The sequence below is a fragment of the Streptomyces beigongshangae genome, from assembly GCF_019710745.1.
Classification (GTDB): Bacteria; Actinomycetota; Actinomycetes; order Streptomycetales; family Streptomycetaceae; genus Streptomyces; species Streptomyces beigongshangae.
In genome coordinates, this window is the sequence record NZ_JAHKJW010000003.1 from 15838 (window position 1) to 41457 (window position 25620).

The 25620-nt window shown below is 72.0% G+C and carries 26 protein-coding genes; 12 read left to right on the plus strand and 14 right to left on the minus strand.

All coding sequences use genetic code 11. The annotated features are described in order from the left end of the window. Positions 1 to 21: 21 nt before the first annotated feature. Both KM933_RS02725 and KM933_RS02730 read left to right on the plus strand, forming a co-directional pair. Entirely contained in the window at positions 22 to 177 is a 156-nt protein-coding gene (locus KM933_RS02725) for a hypothetical protein (protein WP_221348144.1), read from the plus strand. Beyond that, the gene (locus KM933_RS02730) at positions 174 to 860 is read left to right on the plus strand and encodes a hypothetical protein (RefSeq protein WP_221348145.1); all 687 of its coding nucleotides are present in this window, start codon (positions 174 to 176) and stop codon (positions 858 to 860) included. Before KM933_RS02725 ends, KM933_RS02730 begins: the two co-directional genes overlap by 4 nt. Here the strand turns inward: KM933_RS02730 and KM933_RS02735 are convergent. Continuing rightward, a complete protein-coding gene (locus tag KM933_RS02735) occupies positions 830 to 3334 on the minus strand; it encodes a CHAT domain-containing protein (RefSeq protein WP_221348146.1) in 2505 nt (834 codons plus the stop codon). The genes KM933_RS02730 and KM933_RS02735 overlap by 31 nt on opposite strands. A 340-nt stretch (positions 3335 to 3674) precedes the next feature. On the opposite strand from KM933_RS02735, the gene KM933_RS02740 reads away from it, so the two are divergent. Both KM933_RS02740 and KM933_RS02745 read left to right on the plus strand, forming a co-directional pair. Beyond that, a complete protein-coding gene (locus KM933_RS02740) occupies positions 3675 to 4064 on the plus strand; it encodes a VOC family protein (RefSeq protein ID WP_221348147.1) in 390 nt (129 codons plus the stop codon). A 136-nt stretch (positions 4065 to 4200) separates the two neighbouring features. After that, a complete protein-coding gene (locus KM933_RS02745; protein ID WP_260332969.1) occupies positions 4201 to 4815 on the plus strand; it encodes a flavin reductase family protein in 615 nt (204 codons plus the stop codon). Positions 4816 to 4856: 41 nt separating this feature from the next. On the opposite strand, the gene KM933_RS02750 is transcribed toward KM933_RS02745, so the two are convergent. Then, positions 4857 to 5084 (minus strand): hypothetical protein, encoded by a 228-nt coding sequence (locus KM933_RS02750; protein WP_221348148.1) that lies wholly within the window; start codon positions 5082 to 5084, stop codon positions 4857 to 4859. Then, the gene (locus KM933_RS02755; protein ID WP_221348149.1) at positions 5066 to 5425 is read right to left on the minus strand and encodes a hypothetical protein; all 360 of its coding nucleotides are present in this window, start codon (positions 5423 to 5425) and stop codon (positions 5066 to 5068) included. Before KM933_RS02755 ends, KM933_RS02750 begins: the two co-directional genes overlap by 19 nt. A 204-nt stretch (positions 5426 to 5629) precedes the next feature. Here KM933_RS02755 and KM933_RS02760 point away from each other — a divergent pair, with 204 nt between their 5' ends. Together KM933_RS02760 and KM933_RS02765 are read left to right on the plus strand one after the other, a co-directional pair. Next, entirely contained in the window at positions 5630 to 6409 is a 780-nt protein-coding gene (locus tag KM933_RS02760) for a GntR family transcriptional regulator (RefSeq protein WP_221348150.1), read from the plus strand. A gap of 25 nt (positions 6410 to 6434) precedes the next feature. Beyond that, positions 6435 to 6953 (plus strand): GNAT family N-acetyltransferase, encoded by a 519-nt coding sequence (locus KM933_RS02765; RefSeq protein ID WP_221348151.1) that lies wholly within the window; start codon positions 6435 to 6437, stop codon positions 6951 to 6953. Positions 6954 to 7012: 59 nt separating this feature from the next. Here the strand turns inward: KM933_RS02765 and KM933_RS02770 are convergent, their stop codons facing one another. Further along, complete coding sequence (locus tag KM933_RS02770) at positions 7013 to 7921, minus strand: LysR family transcriptional regulator (protein WP_221348152.1); 909 nt, start codon at positions 7919 to 7921, stop codon at positions 7013 to 7015. Positions 7922 to 8173: 252 nt separating this feature from the next. Here KM933_RS02770 and KM933_RS02775 point away from each other — a divergent pair, with 252 nt between their 5' ends. Next, a complete protein-coding gene (locus tag KM933_RS02775; RefSeq protein WP_221348153.1) occupies positions 8174 to 8923 on the plus strand; it encodes an SDR family NAD(P)-dependent oxidoreductase in 750 nt (249 codons plus the stop codon). Here the strand turns inward: KM933_RS02775 and KM933_RS02780 are convergent. Beyond that, positions 8914 to 10275: an MFS transporter gene (locus KM933_RS02780; protein ID WP_221348154.1), complete on the minus strand. Its 1362-nt coding sequence runs from the start codon at positions 10273 to 10275 to the stop codon at positions 8914 to 8916. The two genes, KM933_RS02775 and KM933_RS02780, sit on opposite strands and share 10 nt — an antisense overlap. A gap of 71 nt (positions 10276 to 10346) precedes the next feature. Here KM933_RS02780 and KM933_RS02785 point away from each other — a divergent pair, with 71 nt between their 5' ends. After that, positions 10347 to 11375: a GlxA family transcriptional regulator gene (locus KM933_RS02785; protein ID WP_221348155.1), complete on the plus strand. Its 1029-nt coding sequence runs from the start codon at positions 10347 to 10349 to the stop codon at positions 11373 to 11375. 7 nt (positions 11376 to 11382) lie between these two features. Here KM933_RS02785 and KM933_RS02790 read toward each other — a convergent pair whose 3' ends face one another. The 3 genes from KM933_RS02790 to KM933_RS02800 form a co-directional block, all read right to left on the minus strand. Continuing rightward, positions 11383 to 12432: a Zn-dependent alcohol dehydrogenase gene (locus KM933_RS02790; RefSeq protein ID WP_221348156.1), complete on the minus strand. Its 1050-nt coding sequence runs from the start codon at positions 12430 to 12432 to the stop codon at positions 11383 to 11385. Positions 12433 to 12436: 4 nt separating this feature from the next. Next, positions 12437 to 13579 carry an acyl-CoA dehydrogenase family protein gene (locus KM933_RS02795; protein WP_221348360.1) on the minus strand — a complete coding sequence of 381 codons (1143 nt, stop codon included), beginning with the start codon at positions 13577 to 13579 and terminating at the stop codon, positions 12437 to 12439. Between the two features lie 87 nt (positions 13580 to 13666). Then, a complete protein-coding gene (locus KM933_RS02800; protein ID WP_221348157.1) occupies positions 13667 to 14575 on the minus strand; it encodes an SDR family oxidoreductase in 909 nt (302 codons plus the stop codon). 95 nt (positions 14576 to 14670) lie between these two features. Here KM933_RS02800 and KM933_RS02805 point away from each other — a divergent pair, with 95 nt between their 5' ends. Continuing rightward, on the plus strand, positions 14671 to 15597 hold the full coding sequence (locus KM933_RS02805; protein ID WP_221348158.1) for a cyclase family protein: 927 nt from the start codon (positions 14671 to 14673) through the stop codon (positions 15595 to 15597). Between the two features lie 513 nt (positions 15598 to 16110). On the opposite strand, the gene KM933_RS02810 is transcribed toward KM933_RS02805, so the two are convergent. The 4 genes from KM933_RS02810 to KM933_RS02825 form a co-directional block, all read right to left on the minus strand. Continuing rightward, positions 16111 to 16611: an ATP-binding protein gene (locus tag KM933_RS02810; RefSeq protein ID WP_430727268.1), complete on the minus strand. Its 501-nt coding sequence runs from the start codon at positions 16609 to 16611 to the stop codon at positions 16111 to 16113. Between the two features lie 513 nt (positions 16612 to 17124). Next, complete coding sequence (locus tag KM933_RS02815; protein WP_221348159.1) at positions 17125 to 18102, minus strand: acyl-CoA dehydrogenase family protein; 978 nt, start codon at positions 18100 to 18102, stop codon at positions 17125 to 17127. A gap of 4 nt (positions 18103 to 18106) precedes the next feature. Continuing rightward, complete coding sequence (locus KM933_RS02820) at positions 18107 to 19261, minus strand: acyl-CoA dehydrogenase (protein ID WP_221348160.1); 1155 nt, start codon at positions 19259 to 19261, stop codon at positions 18107 to 18109. Further along, on the minus strand, positions 19261 to 20460 hold the full coding sequence (locus KM933_RS02825; RefSeq protein WP_221348161.1) for an amidohydrolase family protein: 1200 nt from the start codon (positions 20458 to 20460) through the stop codon (positions 19261 to 19263). Before KM933_RS02825 ends, KM933_RS02820 begins: the two co-directional genes overlap by 1 nt. Positions 20461 to 20615: 155 nt before the next feature. Between KM933_RS02825 and KM933_RS02830 the strand changes: the two genes are divergently transcribed. Beyond that, entirely contained in the window at positions 20616 to 22127 is a 1512-nt protein-coding gene (locus tag KM933_RS02830) for a class I adenylate-forming enzyme family protein (RefSeq protein WP_221348162.1), read from the plus strand. On the opposite strand, the gene KM933_RS02835 is transcribed toward KM933_RS02830, so the two are convergent. Then, on the minus strand, positions 22106 to 22618 hold the full coding sequence (locus KM933_RS02835; protein WP_221348163.1) for an EF-hand domain-containing protein: 513 nt from the start codon (positions 22616 to 22618) through the stop codon (positions 22106 to 22108). The genes KM933_RS02830 and KM933_RS02835 overlap by 22 nt on opposite strands. Positions 22619 to 22780: 162 nt before the next feature. Further along, the gene (locus KM933_RS02840) at positions 22781 to 23155 is read right to left on the minus strand and encodes an STAS domain-containing protein (RefSeq protein ID WP_308013231.1); all 375 of its coding nucleotides are present in this window, start codon (positions 23153 to 23155) and stop codon (positions 22781 to 22783) included. 467 nt (positions 23156 to 23622) lie between these two features. On the opposite strand from KM933_RS02840, the gene KM933_RS02845 reads away from it, so the two are divergent. Beyond that, positions 23623 to 24216, plus strand: coding sequence for a sigma-70 family RNA polymerase sigma factor (locus KM933_RS02845; protein WP_221348165.1), 594 nt, complete (start codon positions 23623 to 23625; stop codon positions 24214 to 24216). Next, a complete protein-coding gene (locus tag KM933_RS02850) occupies positions 24213 to 25616 on the plus strand; it encodes a zf-HC2 domain-containing protein (protein ID WP_221348166.1) in 1404 nt (467 codons plus the stop codon). Before KM933_RS02845 ends, KM933_RS02850 begins: the two co-directional genes overlap by 4 nt. The last annotated feature ends 4 nt before the right edge of the window (positions 25617 to 25620 follow it).

The window sequence follows — 25620 nt, forward strand, 5'->3', positions numbered from 1 at the left end:
GGGCCGCCCATACTTGAGCAGGTGAGCGAAGAGAACCCGAAACCGGGGGCCATGAAGTTCTCCGACGACGGCGAAACCCTGCTCATCTACGAAGACGGGGTCTGGAAGGCCGACTACATCCAGATACAGCAGTCGACCGAGGACGGCACCGAGCTCCGGGACGGCGAGAAGGGGTGACGGCGACCGAGCCGACTCCCGGCGATGCAGTCGGTGACCTGCGTGCAACCCTGAAGTGGATCATCGCCGCGGCGGCCGGGACCGGTACGTTGCTCGTCGGAGCCGGGCCTCTGGCAGCGATGGGGAAACTCGACGACAGGGGAGACGTCGCTGCCGCGTTCTGCGGGCTGGCGCTCACCGTCACCGGTATCGGCTGGATCGTTTGGCAGGCCAGTGACGCACTGATGCCCCAGGTGTCCACCCTCGCGCGGTTCGACGACCCCGAACTGGCCGACCTCCGAGCCCTCGCGGCGACCGATCCCCGGGCGTTCTTCGGTCCCTACGCCTCCCTGGACGAACTGCGGGCCAAGTTGCAGTTCCATGACGCGGTGGCGGGCAACGCCGCTGTGATGCTGGCGAGGCAGTCCGACGAGCGGCGGGCGAAAATGGTGCAGCAGGTGCTCGACTCCGCGCGGACCAATGCCGACCACGCCCGGCACCTCGAACGGCGGCTGCTGACCATCGTGCATGCCTGGACGGTCCGTCACCACGTCCGGAGGGCGAGACGCCACGCGTTCATCGCGATGATCGTGGTCGTGGCGGGCGCCGTGCTGTTCCTGACCTCCGTCAACGACAACAGGCCCGGCACGACGGAGAAGAAGAGGGCGTCGACTCACACGATCGTGGTGCCGGGATCGCCATAGACCGTGTAGGCGAGCCAGGTCGGATCCGTCGAGCTCTGCACCTTCCTGCGCGCCGTCATGACAGCCCTGCCGAGGGACTGCCGCTCCCCGACGAACGACTCGTAGAACGTCTCGGAGAACTCGACCGCCCGGTTGCTGGGAACCCCCCACAGGGTTCCCACGAACGCCCCGGCACCGGCGGCCATGAATTGACTCGCCCATCCCATGAGCTGTGTGTACTGATAAGTGGCTCCCGCACTTCTGCACGCGTTGAAGAACACCAGAGGTGAATGCGCCTCGAGTCCTCTGACGGGAACAGCCGGGGTCAGCAGGTCCGGTGTGAAGTCTCCGCCCTCCATGGCCACGCAGGATCCCCCCTGATCGGCCTGGAAAGTGTTGTGGCAGGCGAAGTGCAGCAGGCCCGGGGCGCCCTGTTCGATCCACTCCAGGAGGTCTTCGGCATCGCGCAGGACCTCTCCCGGAGCAATGCGGAGAGTCTGCGCCAGGCGGCGGTTGACGTCGAGGATCTCTTGCTTGGCGCCCTGCGGCGATGTGGCGGGCAGCACGAAGGCGGACCGCGCGATGGATATGGAGCTGGTTCTGGCCTGGCCGTACACCCGCCTGGCCACCGGGAACTGTTCGACGAGGAACCCTTCGTCCCGGCCTCGGGACAGCGGGTAGAGGAGTTCCCATGGGATGACGTCATGGTCCGTGGCGATACTGAAGGCGGAGATGCTGTCACGGCTGGCCCAGAACTGCTCCTTGACCGGCGCCGGCACCAGTTGCTCCCACAGCGTCACGCCCATGGCCCGCAGGAGCGAGGACTGCACACGATCGGGTTGTGTTCTGCCCGCCAGGGTCTCCAGCCGTTGCAGGGTTCGCTGGATGGAGTCGTCCAGTCCCGCTTCCGGCCCCATGGGCTCCATGTCGTAGTAGGTCTCCGGGGTCAGCACCTGGAACTGGTAGCGGCCTTCCAGGCGTTTGAGCTGGAGGGTCACTTCCCCCGGTGCGGGGACGAGACGGCCTATCGGTGCACCCTTGGACGTGGTCGGTGTGGAACGGGCCCCGGACTCAGCCGAGATCTCCAGGGAGAGTTCACCGACGTACGTCCCTCCCACCCATGCGGTGGCGGTGGCGCGGAGCATTCCGATGCGTCGGGCTTCGAACTCGAAGAGCACGGGTTCCGAATCCCCATACTGCGGTACGTGCAGCACCTGGCTGAGACTGCCGAGCGCGAAGAGTCCCTCCCTGGCCTGCACGGTCAGCAGTACGTCGACGCCCTGTGCCGGGATGTCGATGTCCTTGATCGGCGTACTGCCGGTGAACTGGACGGTGGATCCCCTGCTGATGATCCGCATCACCGCGTTGACCCGGTCCCCCGGGGCGACCTGAGTCGGATGGTCGGCGACGAGCAGTCTCTCGACAGGCCGGGACAGCACGAACGAGGTGTCGAGCGCCTTACGGTTCACGGCCCTGGCCGCCGGAGCGGCGCCGGTGAGTTCAGGACGTGCGCCGGCCGTCAGGGCGCGCGCCTCGGTGACCACTCCCGCGGTGAAGGCACGTGCGGCGACCTCGAACCGGGCCGCCACCAGTTCCTCGCGCTCGGTGAAGCGTGCCAGTTCCGCCTGCTTCAGTTGCGGTATGTCCTTGCTGGCCCTTTTTGCTTTCTTCCTGGCGAAAGCGAGTTCTGCTTCTGCCTTCCTCAGCCCGGCCAGCCTCTCCCGCGCGTCTTTCAACTGCACGACGAGCGAGGAAAGCTGGTGCACGTTCCCGACGAAGAACGCATAACCGGAGAGCAGCAGCAACAACAAGGCGTGGACGGCCCACTCGCCGTTCCCGGTCAGGAAGTAGGTGCCGGGCAGCGTGGCCAGCACGCGCGCCGCCAGCACGGTCACCAGGACCGAAACCGCCACCACGACGGCCGCGCCGATGGCGTACATCCGCTGCCGGCGACCCGTGCGCGCCCACATCCCGGCGAGAAACGGACAGAGGATGCCCGCGGCCGTCACCGTCACGGCGGACACCAGCGTCAGGAGAAAGTCGGACGTCTCGTCCCTGTACCCCGACTCCTCGTGCAGACCGTACTGGAACATCACGGTCTCGACAGCGCCCGCCAGGGTCAGGATCATCTGCTTGCGCCGCACATGATGACCCTGGACCTCGGCGGTCAGGTGTTCGATGTCGGACATGTTGGCCGCCGCGGCGCGGATGCGTCCGCGGCATGCCTCGATGTCGGCCTGGAGCGCCGCCTGGTCCGCACCGATCCCGGACAGGCGTATCTCAAGCTGCTCGGCGCGCTCGTCCACGTCCCGTATCGCCTTCCGGGACTCTTCCCGGACGGCCGCGACGGCACTCCGCTTCTCCTGCTCCAGGGCGTCCAGATGAGCCGCCTGAAGGGCCGCCAGTTCCTCGCTCCCCAGACCCGCGTGCCACACACTGCGGGCGCGCTGGCGGCCCGCGTGTTCGTAGCGCTCGTAGAAGGACTGATCGAACATGTCCGAGGATTCCATGCACACCGCCTTCGGGCCGCCCCTGCACCGACCGGGACCCAACGCCAGGCAACCTTAGGGGGGTTGCGCTCGTTTTGCTTGAAAACAGCGATACTTCACCCCTTGAAGCGCCGTTTCCCATGACGTGATCATTCACTGGACCCCGCATGACGGACCCGGCCGAGCGGTCGGCACCAGCCGGGCCGCGGATGCCGTTCCGGCGGGTGGCGCCTCCCGCGGAGGTGAGCCGCATGGACGGCAGGGCTAGAATCCACGGCGGCATCGCGTGTCGGTCACCGGCCGGGTGAGACATGGAGGTGCCGGGACGTGCCTTCGGAGGCATTCCTTGCCGGTCGAACTGAACCACACGATCGTCCACGCCCGGGACAACCGGGAGTCCGCAGAATTCTTCGCGGGCCTGCTCGGCCTTGAGATCACCGCCGAGTGGGGCCCGTTCATCGCGGTCGAGCTGAGCAACGGCGTCACCCTGGACTTCGCCACGATCCCCGCGGACGGCATCACCCCCCAGCACTACGCCTTCCTGGTCTCCGAGGAGGAGTTCGACGCGGCGTATGCGCAGATCAGCCGGCGCGGTATCGAGCACTACGCCGATCCCCACCGGAAGCAGCCCGGCACGATCAACCACAACGACGGTGGCCGCGGCGTGTACTTCATGGACCCGGCGGGCCACGCCATGGAACTCATCACCGTGCCGTACGGCGGCTGGCCCCGGTGACCACACGCACCGAGGGCCGCACCCCCGCGCGGGGGTGCGACCCTCGACCGCTGCTCGCACCCCGCGCGATCGCAGCCGGCGCCCGGGCCGCCCACCCTTTCTATCTGACGGGCAATCAGTTTCAATGGACGGCGTGATGGGACAAGCAGGAATGGCGGCGGCGGCTGTCCGCTACCTGAGGTCGGCCAGCAGCCCGGAAGCCGCGAACCCGGTCGATCCGCTCCCCCGCCCCGACCTCCGCGCGGTCGGCACCGACGAGCGCCCGCCGATCGAGCCGACCGAGTTCCGCCGCGTGCTGGGTCACTTCCCGAGCGGCGTGACCGTCGTCACGGCGCCCGGCGTCGCGGACGGCGAGGGCGACGGCCCGCCCGCCGGTTTCGCCTGCCAGTCCTTCTCGTCCCTCTCCCTCGACCCGCCCCTGGTCGCCTTCATGGTCGGCCGTACGTCGACGACCTGGCCCCGCGTCGCCCGCGCGGGCGTCTTCTGCGTCAACGTCCTGGGCGCGCACCAGGAGGCGCTGTGCCGCGGCTTCGCGGTGAGCGGCGGGGACAAGTTCGCGGACGTCGCGTACGACGCGGCCCCGGTCTCCGGCGCCCCGCGCCTGGCGGGCGCACCGGCCTGGATCGACTGCACGATCCACGCGGTGCACCCGGGCGGCGACCATCTCATCGTCATCGGCCGGGTACACGCCCTGGGAACGACCGACGGGGACGAACCGCCCCTGCTGTTCCACAAGGGGCGGTTCGTCTGACCGACGGCCAGGGGACGGAGACCGGCGACGACCGAGTCGCTTCACCCCTCGACGGGCTTGATGCGCTCCAAAGGCGCGTCCCACTCAACGCCCCCGCCCTTTGGGCGCATGAACGCCTGCCGGCTGACGACCTTGCCGCCCTCCCTGGCACGCTCCTCGATCACGCCGACCAGGTGCCCCGTCCGCTCCGAGACGGTATCCACCACCAGCGTCCCTGCCGGATAGGGCAGATCGCCGTGGTGGAGCGTGGTTACCGGCTTGTCATGCATGACTTGCCCCCGTCGCCCCGGCCGTCGTGATCCGGACGAGGCAGCCTGGCGCCCCGGCTGTCGGCGACGCGCAGGACGTCCCCGAGCACCTGGGCGGTCGCTCGCAACGCGCCTCGCAGGGCGTACTCACCCGCCTTGCGATCATCCAGGACCGCCCTCGCACCCACGAGAACGTCGGCACCGTCCCGGAGCTGCTCCGCCTCCAGCTCGTCCGCGAGCCTGGACAGCAGACCCCGCGGGCCGTCCGTGGACAGGAAGCACGGCTTGCCCGTATCGGTCTCCCAGGGCAGCAGCCTCAGTCCCGGAGGAGGTGCGTGGACGGCGTTTCGGTCGTAGCTCACGCGCTCACCTCTCCCACGACTGTCGATGCAACGGACATCATGAAGACTCCTTCCAAGGAACCGGGGCGGTGCGTCTGCTTGGCGGTAGGGCGCCGCCCCGGGTAGTTCGGACGAGAGAAGTGGCCATCACTGGCTCAAGCCAGTTTGGCCAGGGAAGGCCGACGCGTCAAGCCACTGGCTTAAGCCAGTTGATATGCTTCGGATATGACACCTTCCGATTCCGATCACTCCTCGAACCGGCCGCCGAGCAGGCGCATCGCGGAGGAACTGCGAGCGGCCATCGGGACGGGCCGCCTCGCCCCCGGCGACAAGCTGCCCTCGGAACGCGCCCTCGCCCAACAGCACGGAGCCGCGCGGAACACGGCCCGTGAGGCGATCCGCCTTCTCGCGGAAGAAGGTCTTGTGACGGCTCGCCATGGGAGCGGAGTCTTCGTGCGGGAGCCGCAGAGGCTGTTCCGGTTCGGCAGTGACCGCTACTCACGCAGGAACCGCGAGACCGGCCTCACGCCTTTCCGTCTGGAAGCCGACCGCCAGGGCAAGGAAGCCCGCATCGACGTGGTGGGCATCATCCGGGAACGCCCTCCTCAGGACATCGCCGAACGCCTGAACGTCCCGGTCGACGAGGAAAGCGTGCTGCACCGGGAGAACCACTACTTCGCCGACGGCGACCCCGTCCAGATCGTGTCCACCTACCTCAGGTGGGACGAGGCACAGAACACGGCGTTGACAGAGCCCAGGACCGGCAAGGACGGTATCTACGGCCGGCTCGAAGAACTCGGCCACGTCATGACGCGCGCACGGGACGAGATCACGGCGCGCATGCCGACACCGGCCGAGGCGGCGGTTCTCGGCCTGCCCTCCGGAGTGCCGGTTCTCGAAGTGCTGCACACAAGCCTTGACCAGGAGGGTGAGCCGTTCGAGGTGTCCCGGTACGTGCACCGGGCGGACCGCACCGGCCTGCTCTACGAACTTTCCGTCGAGTGAACGCCGACCCGAACAGGAGCCCGGCATGGACAGCAGCGGTGTCGTCATCCGCCCCCGCGAGGACGCGGACCTTCCCGGAGCGGCCGCTGCACTGACCGAAGTGCACGCCACCGACGGCTACCCGGTCGAAGGCGTGGCCCACCCGGAAGCGTGGTTGCGGTCGGACGACGTACTGGCTTCCTGGGTCGCGGCGGCCGGGCGAAGGATCGTGGGCCATGTCGCGGTGATGCGGCCGGGCGGAGAGGACGCCGTGTCCCTGTGGACCGAGCAGTCGGGGAGCGACGAGCAGCACATCGGAGTGCTGGCCCGCCTCTTCGTCCTCAGGGAGGCACGACGACAGGCCCTGGGCGAGCGGCTGGTGCGGGCGGCCATGGACTACGGGCTGAGCACCGGTCGCCGTCTGGTGCTGGACGTCGTGGTCAAGGACTCGGCCGCCATCAGCCTCTACGAGCGCCTCGGCTGGCTCAGGACCGGTCGGGCCACCCACCCCTACGGCACAGGACACTCCGTCGAGGCGATCTGCTACGTCGCACCCGATTCCTGACGGACGGGTCCGAAGCCTCCTTCGTCATCGGCGCACCGCAAAAGGCGGACGCCGGGCGCTCAAACGGCCGCGGGGCGGCGGAGGAGTTCCGCGCCGCACCAGTTCTGCCGGTGGAGGTGGTCGAGCATGGCCGTCTCCGCCGCGCCCGGGTTGCTTCGCACGCCGACGAGGACGGGCTCGGTCAGGGAGGGCAGGAGCGGGCAGGCCAGATGCTCGAAGCCTTCGGGGACGGCCGAGGCCGGGACCACGGTGACGCCCAGGCCCTGCGCCACCAGCCGCACCGCGGTGGAGATCTGTGACGCCCGGGCCACCGTGTGCGGGCTGAGGCCCGCGTCGGCGAGCAGGCGGGCGAGGTGGTCGTCGAGCAGGCTGGCGCGCCGGAAGCGGATCCACCCGTGTGACGCCAGGTCCTCCAGGCGCAGGGCGGTGCCACCGGAGAGGAGCGGGTGCCCCTCGGGCAGGACGGCGACGTACGCCTCCTCGCCCAGCGGGTGGATGTCGAAGGTGCACCCGGGAGGGAAGTGGTGCATGAGGATCATGTCGAGGGTGCCCAGGCGGACCAGTCGCTCCATGTCCGTGGGGTCGGGCTCCTCGTGGAGGGTGACCTGCAGTTTCGGGTGGCGGGTGCGCAGTTGTCCCAACACCTGGGGCAACTGGCGTGCCCCCAGGCCCATGTGGACGGCCATGATGAGTTCGCCCGCCAGTTCCCCGTCGGCGGCGCGGGCGGCGGTGACGGCACGCCGGGACGCGGTCGTCGCGATCTCCGCCTCCGCGAGGAAGGCCCGCCCCGCCACCGTCACCGTCATCCCGCTGGGGGTGCGGGTGAACAGCTTCACTCCGAGGTGCTTCTCCAGGGCGCCGATCTGCTGCGACAGGGAGGGCTGGGTGACCCCCAGGCGTTCTGCCGCCGCGGTCATGGAGCCCTCTTCGGCGACGGCCAGGGCGTATTCGTACTGACGCAGGTTCATTCGGATCCGGCCTCCGGCGTGACATAGACATCGTAAATGCAGAGTATACGTCTGCATTATTTGCCTCTATACCTGGTCGCTCCTACCGTGGTGCACGCCCAGCGCAGCGGTCATCGGGGCCGGAAAACTGCGGGATGCGGCAGATCGCGTCAAATCGCGGTCGATCACGGTGCATCGATTCGTATCGATACGTATCGATACGAATCGATGCACCCGGCACTCACACACCCCACCTCGGCTCAAGGAGAAGGCATGCGTCTCGCGAACAAAGTAGCCCTCGTCACCGGCGGGAGCGCGGGCATCGGCCTGGCGATCGCCCGGCGATTCGCAGGCGAGGGCGCCCACGTCTACATAACGGGGCGCCGGAAGGAGGCGCTCGAAGCCGCGAAGGACTCCATCGAGGGACAGGTCACAGCGGTCGCCGCGGACGCCGCGGTACCGGGCGATCTCGACGATCTGATCGAGGCCGTCCGTCAGGAGAGCGGGCACCTCGACGTCGTCGTCGCGAACGCCGGAAGCGTCGAGCGGGTGAACTTCGGGGACGTGACCGAGGAGCACTTCGACCGCACATTCGACCTCAACGCCCGCGGCACGCTGTTCACCGTCCAGAAGGCGCTGCCGCTTCTGCGCACGGGCGGTTCGATCGTCCTGGTGGGCTCGATCATGGCGTCCAAGGGGGGTCCCGGGAGCGGGACCTACAGCGCGGCGAAGGCCGCCGTACGCTCCTACGCGCGCACGTGGGCGGCGGAGTTCGGCGACCGGGGCCTTCGGGTCAACGTGCTGAGCCCGGGGCCGGTCGACACCCCCATCATCGACGGACAGGCCGGGTACTTCGGCAAGGACCCGGCAACCGTCCGGACCTACATGAGCACCCTCGTCCCGATGGGCCGCCTCGGGCTTCCCGAGGAGATCGCCAACGGTGCGCTGTTCCTCGCCTCGGACGAGAGCAGCTTCATGACGGGCGCGGAACTCTGCATCGACGGCGGCATGGCTCAGGTGTGACGCGCTCCGATCGGCCGGTGCCTGATCACCAGTGCCATCAGCGCGGCGACGGCGCACAAGGCCCCGGAGGCGTACCACATCACGTCGTACGAGCCGAAGGCGTCGCGCGCGGCGCCGCCGAGGAAGGCGACGAGGGCGGCGCCGACCTGGTGGGAGGCGAGGACCCAGCCGAAGACGATGGCGCTGTCGTCGCCGAACCGCTCGCGGCACAGGGCGATGGTGGGCGGCACGGTGGCGACCCAGTCCAGCCCGTAGAAGACGATGAAGAAGACCATCGGGGGGTGGACCGAGGGCCCCAGGAGCAGGGGGAGGAAGAGGAGCGAGACGCCGCGCAGGGCGTAGTAGACCGCGAGCAGGCGCCGCGGGTCGAAGCGGTCGGTGAACCAGCCGGAGGCGATCGTGCCGACGACGTCGAAGACACCGATCACGGCGAGCAGCGAGGCGGCGGCCGTGATCGGCATGCCGTGGTCGTGGGCGGCCGGCACGAAGTGGGTCTGGATCAGGCCGTTGGTCGAGGCACCGCAGATCGCGAACGTGCCCGCGAGCAGCCAGAAGGACCCCGTGCGCGCGGCGGAGACGAGGACCCGCACGGTCCGGCGCGCCGCCCCCGGCACGGGCGGCGGCTTCCCGACGAACTCCGTCGCCCCGTACGGCATGAGGCCGACGTCCGCCGGGTGGTCGCGCAGCAGCAGCCAGACGAACGGCACGACCGCGAGCGCCGCCAGCGCCACGGTCACCGCGGCCGGACGCCAGTCGTGCTCCGCGACGATCCAGGAGAGGAGCGGCAGGAAGACCAGCTGGCCGGAGGCCGAGGCGGCGGTGAGGACGCCGGTGACCAGGCCCCGCCGCTCGGTGAACCAGCGGTTCGTGACGGTCGCCGCGAAGGCGAGGGCCATCGAGCCGGAGCCCAGGCCCACGAGCAGTCCCCAGCACAGCAGCAGCTGCCACGCGGCGGTCATCCAGACCGTGGCGCCGGAGCCGAGCGCGATCACGACCAGGGCGAGCGCGACGACCCGCCGGATGCCGAACCGGTCCATCAGCGCGGCGGCGAACGGCGCCGTCAGCCCGTACAGCGCGAGGTTGACGGAGACCGCGAGGCCGATCGTGCCGCGCGACCAGTGGAATTCGGCATGCAACGGGTCGATCAGCAGACCCGGCAGGGAGCGGAAGGCGGCCGCGCCGATGATGGTCACGAAGGTGACGGCGGCCACGAACCAGGCCCGGTGCACGCGGGTGCGCCGCGGCCGTCCGCCCCCGCCTCCGTCCCCGTCCCCGCCCCCGCGCCCGCCCCCGGGTTTCTCGACGAGCGCCTCGGGTGCCGCCTCGTTCGCGGCGTCGGTTGTCTGTGTCACGTCATAGAGCTTCCGGTCCGCGCCCGTCCCGGACGAGTGGCCCGGAGGACAGCATTCATTAGGATCGGGCCATGGGTCCGCAGCGCTCGTTCCGCCCGCACCGCGTCGTCGTCCTCGCCCTGGACGGTCTCCTTCCGTTCGAACTGGGCATCCCGCAGCGCATCTTCGGACGCGCCGTCGACGCGCGGGGCCGGAAGCTGTACGAGACCGTCACCTGCTCCGTCCGGCCGCCGGGCCCGGTCGAGACGGACGCCGACTTCTCCGTGCTCGTCGAGAACGGGCCGCAGGCGCTGGCCACGGCCGACACCGTCGTCGTCCCGGCCTCGTACGAACTCGGTCCGGTCCACGAGGAGGGCGTGCTCACCGACGAACTGGCCGCGGCCCTCGCCCTGATCCGGCCGGGCACCCGGCTCGTCTCCATCTGCACGGGCGGGTACGTCCTCGCCGCCGCCGGGTATCTGGACGGGCGCCCGGCGACCACGCACTGGGCGTCCGCCGAGCACTTCCAGCGGCTCTTCCCGAAGGTGCGGGTCGACGCCGACGTGCTGTTCATCGACGACGGGGACGTGCTGACCTCCGCGGGGGTCGCGGCGGGCATCGACCTGTGCGTCCACATCGTGCGGCGGGACCACGGGACCGCGGTCGCCAACGAGGTGGCCCGCCGTACGGTCGTGCCGCCGCACCGGGACGGCGGGCAGGCCCAGTACGTACGGCGGCCGGTGCCGGAGCCGCGGTCGGCCGGCACGACCGCCGCCCGCGCCTGGGCGCTGGAGCGGTTGCACGAGCCGATCCGGCTGCGGGACATGGCCGCGCGGGAGGCCATGTCCGTGCGGACGTTCACCCGGCGGTTCCGGGAGGAGGCCGGGATCAGTCCCGGGCAGTGGCTGACCCAGCGGCGGATCGAGCGGGCGCGCCACCTCCTCGAATCGACGGACCTGTCGATGGACCGGGTCGCGGCGGACGCCGGCTTCGGGACGGCGCAGTCGATGCGGCAGCACCTTCAGTCGACGCTGGGGGTGACCCCGACGTCGTACCGCCGCACGTTCCGCGACCCGGCCCCGGCCCCAACCCCGACCGCGACCCCGACCGCGGGTCCCTGAAGCCTCCCTAGAACGTCAGAACCCCCCGGGCGACCCGCCCGGCCCCCGCGTCGGCCACCGCCTTCTCGAAGTCCTCCACCGGGTACGTGACCGTCACCAGCTCGTCCAGCAGCAGCCGCCCCTCCCGGTACAGCTCCGCGTACAGCGCGATGTCCCGCTGCGGCCGGGAGGCCCCGTACCGGCACCCCAGGATCGACTTGTCCAGGAACATGGACGAGACGAGGAACGACGCCTCGGCGTCGGCCGCCGGCACCCCCAGCAGCACGGCCTGCCCGTGCCGGTCGAGCAGGTCGACGGCCTGCCGTACGAGTTCGGCCCGGCCCACGCACTCGAAGACGTGGTCCGCGCCGTTCGGCAGGATGTCCCGCACCCCTTCCGCGGAGGTGAGGAAGTGCCCGGCCCCGAACCGCCGCGCGGTCTCCTCCTTCGCCGGGTTCGTGTCGACCGCCACCACGGTGAGCGCGCCGGCGATCCGCGCGCCCTGGATGACGTTGAGCCCGATCCCCCCGGCGCCGATGACGACGACGCTGTCCCCGCGGTCCACCCGGGCCCGGTTCAGGACGGCCCCGACCCCGGTCAGCACCCCGCACCCGATGAGGGCGGCGGAGGTCATCGGGATGTTCCGCGGGATCGGCACCGCCTGCACGGCCTTGACCACCGTCCGTTCGGCGAAGGCGGAGTTGGAGGCGAACTGGTACAGCGGCCGCCCGGCCCGCGCGAACGGCTGCTGCGGCATCCCGATCGCCTTGCGGCACATGGTGGGCCGGCCCCGGTCGCACTCCGCGCACGTACCGCAGTTGGCGAGGGTGGACAGCGAGACGTGGTCCCCGGGGCGGACGTGGGTGACGCCCGCGCCGACCTCCTCCACGACGCCCGCGCCCTCGTGGCCGAGCACCACGGGTACGGGGAAGGGGATGGTGCCGTCCACCACGGACAGGTCGCTGTGGCACAGCCCCGCCGCCGAGACCGCGACCAGCACCTCGCCCGGTCCCGGTCCGCGTATCTCCAGGTCGTCCACCACCTGGGCCCGCCTGCCGTCGAAGATCACGCCCCGCATGCCCTCAGCCCTTCGCTTCCCTGGGAAGGCCGAGCACGCGCTCGGCGATGATCGTGCGCTGGATCTCGTCCGAGCCGCCGTAGACGGTGTCGGCCCGGCTGAAGAGGAACAGGTGCTGGAGCGCGTCCAGTTCGTACGGCGCCCCGGCCGTCCAGTCCGCCGGCCCCACCGCCGCCCCGGCGCCCCGCACCCGCACCGCCAGTTCGCCGAGCCGCTGGTGCCACCGGCCCCACAGCAGTTTGGCCACGCTGGGGGCGCCCCGGTCGGCCGGGCCGCCCAGCGTGCGCAGGGCGTTCCACCGCAGGGCGCGCAGCTCGGCCCACTGGCGTACGAGCAGGTCGCGGACGACGGGGTCGTCGGCCGCGCCCGTGGCGACGGCCGTCTCCACCACCTCGGCCAGCTCCTGGGCGAAGCCGATCTGCTGGGCCAGGGTGGAGACCCCGCGTTCGAAGCCGAGCAGGCTCATCGCCACCCGCCAGCCGTTGCCCTCGCCGCCGACGACGTGCTCCGCGCGGGCGCGGGCCCCGTCGAAGAAGACCTCGTTGAACTCGCTGGTCCCGGTCAGCTGCCGGATCGGCCGGACCTCGATCCGGCCGGGCTGGTCCATGGGCACCAGCAACAGGCTCAGGCCCCGGTGCCTGCGCGACCCCGCCCCGGTGCGCGCCAGCACGAAACACCAGTCGGCCTCGTGCGCCAGCGAGGTCCAGATCTTCTGCCCGCTGATCCGGTACCCGCCCGCCTCCCGTACGGCCCCGGTACGGATCCCCGCGAGATCGGACCCCGCCCCGGGCTCGCTGTAGCCCTGGCACCAGAGTTCGTCACCGGCGGCGACGGGCGGCAGGAAGCGCGCCTTCTGCTCCGCGCTCCCGTGGGCGATGAGCGTGGGGGCGAGCAGCTTCTCGCCGATGTGCCCGCCGCGCGCGGGCGCCCGGGCCCGCGCGTACTCCTCGGCCCACACCACCTGCCGTCCGATCCCGACCGGCCGGTTCCCGTACCCCCCTTCCGCCCAGCCGAGCCCGATCCACCCGGCGGCGCCGAGCTCCCGCTCCCACCCCCGCCGGTCCCCGCGCCAGGGAAGACGCCCCGCCAACCAGCCCCGCACCTCGTCCCGGAACGCCTCGTCCTCCGACGTGACCCCGAAATCCACCCTGCCCTCCAACGGCCTGCTCCTCAGGGACGCGGGGAACTGCGCGACCAGCCGCAGCGGACCCGCGCCGACCGGACACCCCGACCCCTACGGCGCCTCCTTCACGCTACGGGCGGCCCGCTCCATCTCCTCCACCCGCGCGAGCAACGGCATCGGATCCGTCCCCACCGTCCCCGGCAGGAAGTCCGCGAGCCGCTCCGGCGTCCACCGCCCCTGCGCGTACCCGGCGCGGAGCTCCCTCGGCTGCGCCCACACCGCGATCTTCGGCCCCGCGACCGTGTACACCTGCCCGGTGATCCGCTCCCGGCGGGCCCGCTCGGACAGCAGGTAGACCACGAGCGCGGCCACGTCCTCCGGTTCGCCGATCTCCGTCAGCTCCATCGGCACGTTCGCCGACATCCGCGTACGGGCGACCGGCGCGACCGCGTTCGCCGTGACCCCGTACTTGTGCAGCCCGAGCGCCGCGCTGCGCACGAGCGAGATGATCCCGCCCTTCGCGGCGCTGTAGTTGGCCTGGGAGACGGACCCCTGGTGGTTGCCGCTGGTGAAGCCGATCAGCGTGCCCGACCGCTGTTCCCGCATGACGGCCGAGGCGGCGCGGAACACCGTGAACGTGCCCTTCAGATGCGTGGCGAGGACCGGGTCCCACTCGTCCTCGGACATGTTGAAGAGCATCCGCTCACGCAGGATGCCGGCCACGCAGACGACCCCGTCGAGCCGCCCGTACGCCTTCAGGGCCGTGTCGACGATCCGCTGTCCGCCCGCCATGGTGGAGACGTCGTCGGCCACCGCGACCGCCTCTCCGCCGGCCGCCCCGATCTCCTCGGCCACGCCGTCGGCGACGGCGCCGGACGGCTCCGAGCCCTCGACCGACACCCCGTGGTCGTTGACGACGACGCGCGCGCCCTCGGCCGCGGCCGCCAGCGCCACCGCGCGTCCGATGCCCCGGCCCGCCCCGGTCACGGCGACGGCCATGCCTGCCAAGAAGTTCCCCATGCCCCGGCCCCTCCCGCAGTTTCTGACGGCCCGTTAGATTTACTCGGAATTCTACGACCTGTCGGACACCTGGAGACAAGCCCCGGGGAGGGCCCGTGTCACTGCCGGCCGAGTTCCACGACATCGCCGAACGCGTGAACAACTGGGGGCGCTGGGGCGCCGACGACGAGATCGGCACCCTGAACCTGATCACCGACGAGGTCGTGCGCAGGGCCGCCGCGAGCGTGCTCGGCGGCCGGCGCGTACCCCTCGCGCTCCCCCTGCGGCAGGACGGCGTGCAGACGGGCATGATCCCGGGCCGGGTGAACCCGCTGCACACGATGGTGCAGATCAACCAGGAGCCGTTCGGGCCCGGCACGGTCGCGTGCAGCGACGACGCCGTGACGATGGGCCTCCAGGCGGCCACCCACTGGGACGCGCTCACCCACGTCTCGCACTCCGGCAAGCTCTACAACGGCCGCCCCGCCGACACCGTCACCGCCCACTCGGGCGCGTCGTTCGCCGGTATCGACAAGGCCCGGCACATCGTCTCGCGCGGCGTCCTGCTGGACGTGGCCCGCACCCTGGGCGGGGAGCGCCTCGACGGCGGGCACGCCGTCACCCCCGAGGACCTCGACGCCGCCGAGGAGCTGAGCGGGACACGGGTCGGTCCGGGCGACATCGTCCTCGTACGCACCGGCCAGATGCAGCTCTACCTCGCGGGCGACAAGCAGGGGTACGCCTTCCCCTCCCCCGGCCTGTCGGTGCGTACCCCGGAGTGGTTCCACGCCCGCGACGTCGCGGCGGTCGCGAACGACACCCTCACCTTTGAGATATTTCCTCCGGAGATAGAAGGGTTGTGGCTGCCGGTGCACGCGCTCGACCTGGTCGAGATGGGCATGCTGCAGGGCCAGAACTGGAATCTCGAAGAGTTGTCCACAGTGTGTGGAGAACTCGGGCGCTCCACGTTCCTGCTGTCGGCGACGCCCGAACCGTTCACCGGCGGCACGGGAAGCCCCGTGGCACCCGTCGCGATCCTCTGAGGAACCCCGGCCGGGGATCCGGGAGCCGGAATCCCGGCGCCCGCCGTCCACCGCCCGTCGTCCGCCGCCCACCGCCCACCGCCCGCCGCCGAAATGTGCGAGGGCCGGTTGGCGGCGCGTCTCCCCCGACTTCCCGCCACGCCCGGGCGGGAGGACCCCCTCGCCCCTCGCCCCGAGCACGGCATCGCGCGCCGCCACCCGGCTCTCCGGCGCGCCCACCCTGCCCCCGCCCCCCCCAGGGGTCGACGCCGAATGGCGGTCCGCACGCGACGAGGGCTTCCGTCACCGGAGTCCTCGTCGCCCCCTCACGGCGAACCACTGACCACAAGCGTGAGGAAGCGGTCACATAACGTCAACACCGCAACAGTGATTCACGCCTTACGCGACCTTTGTCACCCTCACGAGGGGAAGCACTGCCCGGCGCACCGGACGGCACCGGACGCCCGGAGTCCGTTCTCCGTGCCACGCGTGCGCCAGCGGGCGCGCCCATGCACGAGCGCCCGCTCCCGCGCGTTACACGGCTCCGTACGCCAGGCCCCCGTACGCCGCCGGGGCCGTCTCGCACGCCGCGGTGGCGACGGTCGTCGGCGGACACCGGTCCACCTCGCACCAGATGCACTTGCCGGTGCCCTCGGCGATCCAGCCCCACCGGTCGGCGAGACCGTCGACCAGGGCGAGGCCGCGGCCGTCGGTGTCGTCGCCGTCCGCGCGGCGCGGCCGCGGCGCCCTGGCACTGGCGTCGACCACTTCCAGCCGGACGGTCGCCGCCGCCCCGTCGGGCGCCCGCCCGCCGACCGCCGGCGCGCCCGGCACCGACAGGCGCAGGACGGCGGGGCGGCCGGTGTGCACCACGGCGTTGGTGACCAGCTCCGAGACGAGCAGGACCAGCGTCTCGGCCAGCGACTCGTCGGCCCCTATACCGGACCCCGCGAGCCGCGACCGGGCCCATCTCCGGGCCCGCCCCACCTCAGCGGGGTCGGGCCGGATCTCCAGCTGCACTTGAAGCACCTGCACCGCTCACACCATCCGAACCGGCGGACACATCGCCTCGCGCCTCGCAAGGGCCACGATCGTGGTCAGAAAAGGGCTCACGGAACGTGATTCCCTCAGGAGACAGCATGGTTGACGGACAGTCACGCCAACAAGCGCTTCGGGCATATTCCAGCGCGAAGGAGTACGCGTGCGGGATACTGTGCGACCCCCGTCACGGGGAGTCGAACAGGCAGGAACGGTCCTGCCGACGGTCCTGCTCCCCGCCCCGCGGGCGGCGCGCACCGCCGGATCCGGGGCCGCCCCGAGGGCGGCTCCGTGACGGCCCGGGCTCAGAACCACTCGCATCCCACACAAGGTACCGGAGCGGGGATCCGACTCCGGGCCGTGACGAGTCGCCCGGGGGACACCACCCGGTGTCAACGCTCGGTGATTCCCGTAGGCCGCCTTCCGCACCGTCCGTCCCCCTCCGCCCGGCCCGGCATGCCACGATCGGCGGCGACGGCAGCGACGACGACGGCGATCAGTACGGCGGATTCACGCCCCGGGGCATTCCCTGGGGCATTCCCCGGGGCACTCCTCGGGGCACTCCTCGGGCGCCAGCAGGTCCTCGGCGAGGGCTTCCTCGCTCTGCGCGGCGCACGGTCCGCGACGGGCCCGGCACCAGGCCCGTTTGAGGTGCAGGTGCACGTCGGACTCCCAGGTGAACCCCATGCCGCCGTGCACCTGGAGACAGTCGCGGGCGCCGCGCTCGGCCGCCTCGTCGGCGAGCAGCCGGGCCGCCGCGATGTCCGGCGGATCACCGGTGACGGCCGCCGCGTACACCGCCGAACGCGCCACCTCCACCCGCACCAGCATCTCCGAGCAGAGGTGTTTCACCGCCTGGAAGGCTCCGATCGGCTGTCCGAACTGCTCACGGGTCCGGGCGTGTTGCACGGCCAGCGCGCAGGTCCGCGCGGCGGAGCCGAGCTGTTCGGCGGCGGTCAGCAAGGCGGCCACCGGGTCGGGGGGTGCGGCCCGGTCCACCCGGTGCAGGGGGGTCAGCGGGTCGACCGGGCGCAGGGCGACGGCCCCGGTCACGTCGCCGCGCACGACGTCCGCCTCCTCCAGCCACTCCACGAGGGTGCCGTCGACGGCCGCGACCACGCACTCGCCGGTGGCCGCCCCGGGCACCTCGCCGGCCGCCAGGTGGGTGGCCACGAGCGGCCCGGGCAGCAGCGCCCGACCGGCCTCCTCGAAGGCCAGCACCGCCTCGGCGAGCCCCAGCCCGACCCCGCCCCGCGCCCGGGGCAGCCGCAGCGCGAAGAAACCCGCCTCACCCAGCTCACGCCACAGCACGCGGTCGAGGACGGGGGCGGGAGCACCGCCTCCCGGGCGTCCGGGGCCGTCCGCCGCACCCGCCGCCCGGGGCGGGTCGACCGCCGCCCGCAGCCGCTCCCTGCCGAATCGGCGCGTCAGCAGTTCGCGCACCCCGGCCCGCAGGGCCCGCTGGTCGTCGTCGAGCCGGAAGTCCATCCGGTCACCGTCCCTTCGGGAGCCCCAGGATCCGCTCGGCCACGATGTTCCGCTGGATCTGCGAGGTGCCGGCGGCGATGGTGTACGAGAGCGACGACAGCCGGTCCGCCGTCCACCGCCGGTCCAGGTCGAGCCCGTCGGGGCCCAGCACCTCCGCCGCCGCGTCGTACAGCTCCTGGCGCGCCTGCGAGTACCGCAGTTTGAAGACCGAGCCGCCCGCGCCCGGCACTCCCCCGGTCCGCTCCGCCTCGCTCACGTTCCACTGCGTCAGCCGCCACAGGGCCCGGAACTCGGCGTTGAGCCTGCCGAGCCTGCGGCGCAGCGGTACGTCGTCCCAGCGGCCGTTCGCGCGGGCCTCGTACGCCAGTTCACGAAGGACGCGCCGGCAGGCGACCACCTCGCCCACGAAGGCGGTGCCGCGTTCGAAGGACAGCGTCACCATGGTCACGCGCCAGCCGTCGTTCTCCTCGCCGACCCGGTTGCCGACGGGCACCCGCACCTCGTCGAGGAAGACCTCCGCGAACTCGGCCGAACCCGCCAGGGTGCGCAGCGGGCGTACCGTGATCCCCGGCGCGTCCATCGGCATCGCGAGCCAGGTGATCCCGCGGTGCTTCGGCGCCTTCGGGTCGGTGCGCACCAGCAGTTCGCACCAGTCGGCGACCTCGGCGTGCGAGGTCCAGATCTTGGAGCCGCTGACCACGTAGTCGTCGCCGTCCCGGTGCGCGCGCGTGCGCAGTGCCGCCAGGTCGGAGCCGGCGTCCGGCTCGCTGAACCCCTGGCACCACACCTCCTCGCCGCGCAGCACGGGCGGCAGCCAGCGCGCCCGCTGCGCGGCGCCGCCCTCCGCGGCGATCGTGGGCCCGGCGTGCAGCAGCCCGACGAAGTTGGCCCCCACGTAGGGGGCGCCCGCCTTCTCCGTCTCCTCCAGGAAGATCAGGTGCCGGGTCGGTGTGGCCCCGCGGCCGCCCGCGTCGACGGGCCAGTGCAGGCCCGCGTACCCGGCGTCGTACAGCAGGCGCTGCCAGCCGAGGTCGTACGCGCGCCGGCCGGGCCAGTCGTCGGGCGAGGGCTTCGGGGGGAGCCCGGGGAGCACCGCGGCGAGCCACTCCCGCAGCCGCGCCCGGAACTCCTCGTCCCCGGGCGTGCAGGAGAGGTCCATCACCCGGCGCGGTCGAGGTCGAGGCCCAGCATGCGGATGGCGTTGCCGCGCATCAGCTTGTACACGGTCTCGTCGTCGAGGCCCTTCACATGGTCGAGGGCGACCTGCTTGGTGTGCGGGAAGGTCGAGTCGACGTGCGGGTAGTCGGTCTCGAAGGTCGCGTTGTCGCGGCCCACCACGTCCAGCGAGGCGATCCCGTGCCGGTCGCGGAAGAAGCAGCAGAAGATCTGCCGGTAGTAGTACGTGGACGGCGGCTCGGGGACCAGGTCGCGCACCCCGCCCCAGGCCCGGTGCTCCTCCCACACGTCGTCGGCACGCTCCAGCGCGTACGGGATCCAGCCCATCTGCCCCTCGCTGTACGCGAGGGTGAGCCGCGGGAACCGCACGAGCACGCCCGAGAACAGGAAGTCCATCATCGACGCCATGGCGTTGTTGAAGCTGAGGGACGCCTGGACGGCGGGCGGGGCGTCGGGGGAGGCGGCGGGCATCTGGCTGCTGCTGCCGATGTGCATGTTGACGACCGTGCCGGTCTCCTGGCAGACCGCGAAGAACGGGTCCCAGTAGCCGGAGTGGATGGACGGCAGCCCCAGGTGGGTGGGGATCTCGGAGAAGGTCACGGCCCGCACCCCGCGGGCCGCGTTGCGGCGGATCTCGGCGACCGCGAGGCCGATGTCCCAGAGCGGGACGATGCACAGCGGGATGAGCCGGCCGCCGCTGTCGCCGCACCACTCCTCGACCATGAAGTCGTTGTACGCGCGCACGCAGGCCAGCGCCACCTCCTTGTCCCGCGCCTCGGCGAAGGTCTGCCCGCAGAACCGCGGGAAGGTCGGGAAGCACAGGCTCCCCTCCACGTGGTTGGCGTCCATGTCCTTGAGCCGCTCGGCCGGGTCCCAGCACCCGGGCCGCATCTCCTCGCGGGTGATCCCCTCCAGGGTCATCTCGTCCCGGTCGAAGCCGACGGCCGCGATGTTGCGCTTGTACGGGAACTTCAGGTCCTCGTAGATCCACCAGTCGGCCGGCGGCCCGTCCGGGTCCATGGTGATCCGGTACCTGCCCGCCACGTACTCCAGCTCGCCGATGCCGGCCGTCAGCGGCTTGGGCCCGCGGTCCCGGTACTTCGCGGGCAGCCAGGTCTCGAACAGGTGCGCGGGCTCGATCACGTGGTCGTCGACGCTGATGATCCGGGGCAGTTCGGTCATGGGTCCGGCCTCTCCGACGGTATATCCGATGGTCCGACGACATATCTGATGGACCGTCAGAACGCAGGCTAACCCCGCCCCCCTGGACCGACAAGGCGCCGGGGCCTACGCTCCCCGACAAATCTGACTAACCGTCAGCTGTGAGGAGCACGGGCATGCCTACGGACACCGCACACGCGCTGGGCGCCTCCCGCACGTTCTGGGAACTGGTCGAGCGGCGTGCCGCGCTCACCCCGGACCGCCCGGTCCTCCTCCAGGGCGACCGCACCCTCACCTTCGAGGGGCTGCGCTCCGGCGCGGAGCGGACCGCGGCGGGCCTGTACGGCATGGGCGTACGCCCCGGGACCGTGGTCGCCTGGCAGCTGCCCACCCGCATCGAGACCGTGCTCCTGGCGATGGCCCTGGCCCGGCTCGGCGCCGTCCAGTCACCGGTGATCCCCTTCTACCGCGACCGCGAGGTCGCCTTCGCGCTGGACGGCTCGCGGGCCGCGTTCTTCGCCGTCCCCGGCCGGTGGCGCGGTTTCGACCACACGGCGATGGCCCGGCGCCTCGGCGCGCGCGGCGTCTTCGAGGCGTACGGCGCGCTCCCCGCCGGGGACCCCTCGGTGCTCCCCCCGCCCCCCGCCGACGGCACCGGTGTGCGCTGGATCTACTGGACCTCCGGCACGACGTCCGACCCCAAGGGCGTGCTGCACACGGACCGCTCGCTGATCGCCGGCGGCTCCTGCCTCGCCCACGCGCTGCACCTGTCGGCGGACGACGTCGGCTCGATCGCGTTCCCCTTCGCCCACATAGGCGGCCCCGACTACCTGGTCATGCTGCTGCTGTACGGGTTCCCCGCCGTCCTCCTCGAGAAGTTCGCGCTGCCGGACGACCTGGCGGAGTTCCGCGAACACGGGGTGACGGTGGCGGGCGGCTCCACGGCGTTCTACTCGATGTTCCTGGCCGAACAGCGCAAGCAGCCGGGCACGCGGCCCGTCCCGACGCTGCGCCTGCTGGCGGGCGGCGGCGCGCCCAAGCCCTCCGAGCTGCACCGGGCCGTCGTACGCGAGATGGGGGTGCGGCTGGCCCACGGGTACGGCATGACCGAGGTCCCGATGATCACCATGGGCTCGCCGGACGACTCCGAGGAGGACCTCGCGACGACCGCGGGAAGGCCCCCCGAGGGCATGGAGATCCGGATCGTGGAGGGGGAGGTACGGCTGCGCGGGGAGGCGGTCTGCCGGGGCTACCTGGACCCGGCGCAGACGGCGGAGGCATTCGACGGGGACGGGTTCCTCCGCACGGGGGACCTGGGGCACCTCACCGACAGCGGCCACCTCGTCCTGACGGGCCGTCTCAAGGACGTCATCATCCGCAAGGGCGAGAACATCTCCGCCCAGGAGATAGAGGACCTGCTGCACCGCCATCCCGGCGTCGGCGACGTCGCGGTGATAGGGCTGCCGGACGCGGAGCGCGGGGAGCGGGTGTGCGCGGTCCTGGAACAGCCGCCGGCGGCCGAGCCGCTCACCCTGGAGGGGCTGTCGTCCTATCTGCGCGCGGAAGGACTGTCCGTGCACAAGCTGCCGGAGCAGCTGGAGGTGGTGGACGCCCTTCCGCGCAACGAGACCCTGCGCAAGGTGCTCAAGTACCGGCTCAGGGAGCGCTACTCGGGGACCGTGAAGTAACGGGCGAAGGCGTCCACGATGTCGGGCTCGCCCACGACGCCGTCGGCGTCCGCGTCGAGCGCGCCGGCCGCCGCGGCGGCGGTCTCCCCGGAGGCGCCCAGGGCCCTGAGGATCCGCGTCGCCTCGTCGACGGTCACCGAGCCGTCCCCGTCGCCGTCCGCGACGGCGAGCGCCGCGTCCAGGAAGGGGCGGGCGATCTCGGCGAACCGCTCGGGGTTGTCCCGCAGCCGCTTCACCGCGCCGCCCACGAACTCCTCGCGGGTGATCCGCTGGTCGCCGTCCCGGTCCGCTATGCCGGCCATGCCCTGCCAGAATGCCTCCGCGCCGGCGTAGAGGGCCTGGCCCTTGTCGGACCGGGCCGCCGTGCCGAACTCGGCGAGCAGCGCCTTGGTCGCCGCGTTGAAGTCCTCGCGGTCGATGTAGCCGTTGCCGTCCTGGTCGAAGCCGGCGAACCGGGCGGCGATCTTCCGCTCGTACTCGGTACTGACCATGTCTTTCGGGCCGCCTTACCTCACGTGGGTGCGTCTGGCAGGGAGCGTACGACGACCGGACCCCGCGGGGAGCCGGAAAACGACGCCTGTGCCAAGACAGGGGGAAATCCGGGACAACGGCGTCACGGACCTACAGACGATCTTCCCCGTGCGCGGCGGTCCTCACGCCGGGATCTCCCTCGACCCGTCGTCGACGGCGGCCGCCACATCGGGGTACACGTCGAAGAGCCTGCGCACGCCGAGGGCGCCGAGGACCCGGTTGACGTGCGAGCCGTCCGCGCCGCCCTGCGCGGGCAGGATCACCCGGAGCCGCCCCTGGCAGGAGCGGATCAGCCGCCGCCCGCCGATCAGGACCCCGACACCGCTGGAGTCGCAGAACAGGACGCCGGACAGGTCGAGGACGACGTCCCGCCGCCCGTCGGCCACCGCGCTGTGCATCCGCCGCCGCAGGACCGGTGACGTCACCAGGTCCATGTCGCCCGAGACCCGCACGACGGCCCAGCCGCGCTGTTCGCCTTCGGTCACCCTGAGCGTCACGCGCCTGTCCCCCGCTCGACGATGGACGATGCCGGACTCCGGACGGTCCTGAAGGACCCGAACCGGAAGGACCGCACCCGGAAAAGAAACGGAATCACTTACTTCGCTTCCCTGGTGCGTGGCTGCCCCGCTCTCCGCCCCGCGAAACACGCACGGCCGCATCGAACACGTACGGAAGAACCGTCCGAACCCTCACGATCACCACTCAATCATCGCCAAACGCCTACTTGATGACAAGGCGTTACGCACCGGATCATCCTCGGGCGCGGCGTGGCCCCGTCCGCGCACGATGTGACCGGGGCCTTACCATCCCGCTCCCGTCCAGGTGCGGGCATTGCCGCAAAGGGGCGTGCACGGTCGGGGTGCCGACTACATTCGGGAGGAGGCCGGGGAGGAGAATTCCGGCCGGTGGGCACGGGAACAGGCACAGGCACAGGGCACGGCACGAGCAGGGGCGAGGGGGCCGCATGGCCAAGAGGGACGCGCCACCCCGCTGGGACCGCAAGATGCAGCAGCGGCTCGCACGGGGCGAGGCCGCCGCGCTCGGCGAGCTGTACGACCGGTTCGCCTCGCTCGTGCACGGTCTCGCCCACCGGGTGCTCGGCGACGAGCGCGCGGCCGACGGCATCACCCGCGAGGTCTTCGCGCACGTCTGGGAGAACCCCGAGTCGTACGACCCCAGGCAGGGCCCGCTGCGCTCCTGGCTCGCCACGCTGACCCACCGCCTCGCCGTCCAGCGCCTGCGCACCACGGAGATCGCGGCGCTCGCCTCCGACGGCACGGCCGACACGGACCGGCTGGAGCGCAAGGTCCACCGCGCCTCGGTGGCGGCCCGCGCCGACTACATCGTCACGTCCATGCCCACCCCGCTGCGGGCCGCCCTGGAACTCGCCTACTTCCAGCGCCGCGACTACCGCCAGACCGCGGCGGACCTGGGCGTGACGGAGGACGAGGCCCGCCGCCGCCTGCGCCTCGGCCTGCAGCTCCTCTCCACGGCCCACGAAGCCGGCCCCGGCCCCGGCTCAGGCGGAACGCCGCCCGGACACGGGGGTGCCCGGTGACCGCCCCGGACCCTTCCGGCCCGGACTCCTCCGACCGGGTCCCGCCCGGCCCGGGCGACCGGGCCGGGCGGGACCCGCACCGCCACGACGCCGGGCCGCCGGACGACGGGGACGGAGGAGGCAGGGGCGGGCGCGCCGGGCCGGACCGTGCCCGTCCCCCGCGCATACCCACGCCCCGCTCGTCCGTCGAGGACACGGGCCTGCCCCTGGCCGCCCCACCGTCCCCCACGCCCTCCACCTCAGCCGGGTCCGCCGGGCCCCCCGTGCCCGCCGGGTCCGTTCCTCCTCCCGCCCTCGATCACCAGGTGCTGAAGGCCCTGCTCGGGGCCTGGGCGCTGGCGGCCTGCTCCCCCGCGGAGACAGCGGCCGTCGAGGACCACCTGGGCGGCTGCGGCGCCTGCGCCGAGGAGGCGCTGCGGCTGCGCGAGGCGGTCGGCCTGCTGCACCGGCCGGAGAGCCTCGACCTGGACCCCGCCCTGCGCACCCGCGTCCTGGAGTCGTGCCTGGGCCGCCGCCCGCCCCGTATCCCGGTGCCCTCCTGGGCGATGCCGTACGACGCGGAGACCGCCCGCCTGGACGCCCTGCTCCAGGACATCGGCGACGCGGAGTGGCACGCCCCCGTACGGCTGCGCTGGTTCGACGGCGACGAACCCACGAGCCGCCGCACCACCGTCGCCGGGGTCATCGCCCACCTCCTGACCGTGGACGGCCTCGTCGCCGTCACGCTCGGCCTGGACGACCCCCTGGACACCGCGGCGGACGCCCCCGGCCCCGCCGCCCGCACCGAGGCGTGCTGGCGCGCCGCGCCCTTCCCGCCCACCCGCTCCGTGCACGGCCCGTGGCGCGAGCAGTCCCACAACCTCGTCCGTACGGCGGCCTTCGCGACCGACGGGGGCTCCGGCCGCCTGCCCGTCCCGTACGGCGACTTCGAACTCCCGCTGCGGGACGCGATGCTGGACCGCGCCTTCGAGACCTGGGTGCACGCCGGGGACATCGCGGACGCGGTCGACTACCCGTACGAACCGCCCGCGCCCCGCCACCTGCACGCGATGATCGACCTGGGCGCCCGCCTGCTCCCGTCCGCCCTGGCCGCCCGCCGCCGGGCGGGCCTCACGGCACCCGGCCGGACCCGCCACCTGGCCCCGGCCGGCACCCCCGGCCGCAGTCTCCGCCTGGAGATCGAGGGCCTGGGCGGCGGGGAGTGGCTCATCCCCCTCGACTCCCCAGCCGCACCGGCCTCCCCCGACCACGAGGTGGCCCACGTGGCCCTGGACGGCGTGGAGTTCTGCCAGCTCGCGGCGGGGCACATCTCCCCCGAGGAGGCGGCGGCGGGCCAGCTGGGCGACCGCGAGGCGATCAGGGACGTACTCTTCGCGGCGGCGTCACTGAGCCGTATTTGACTTG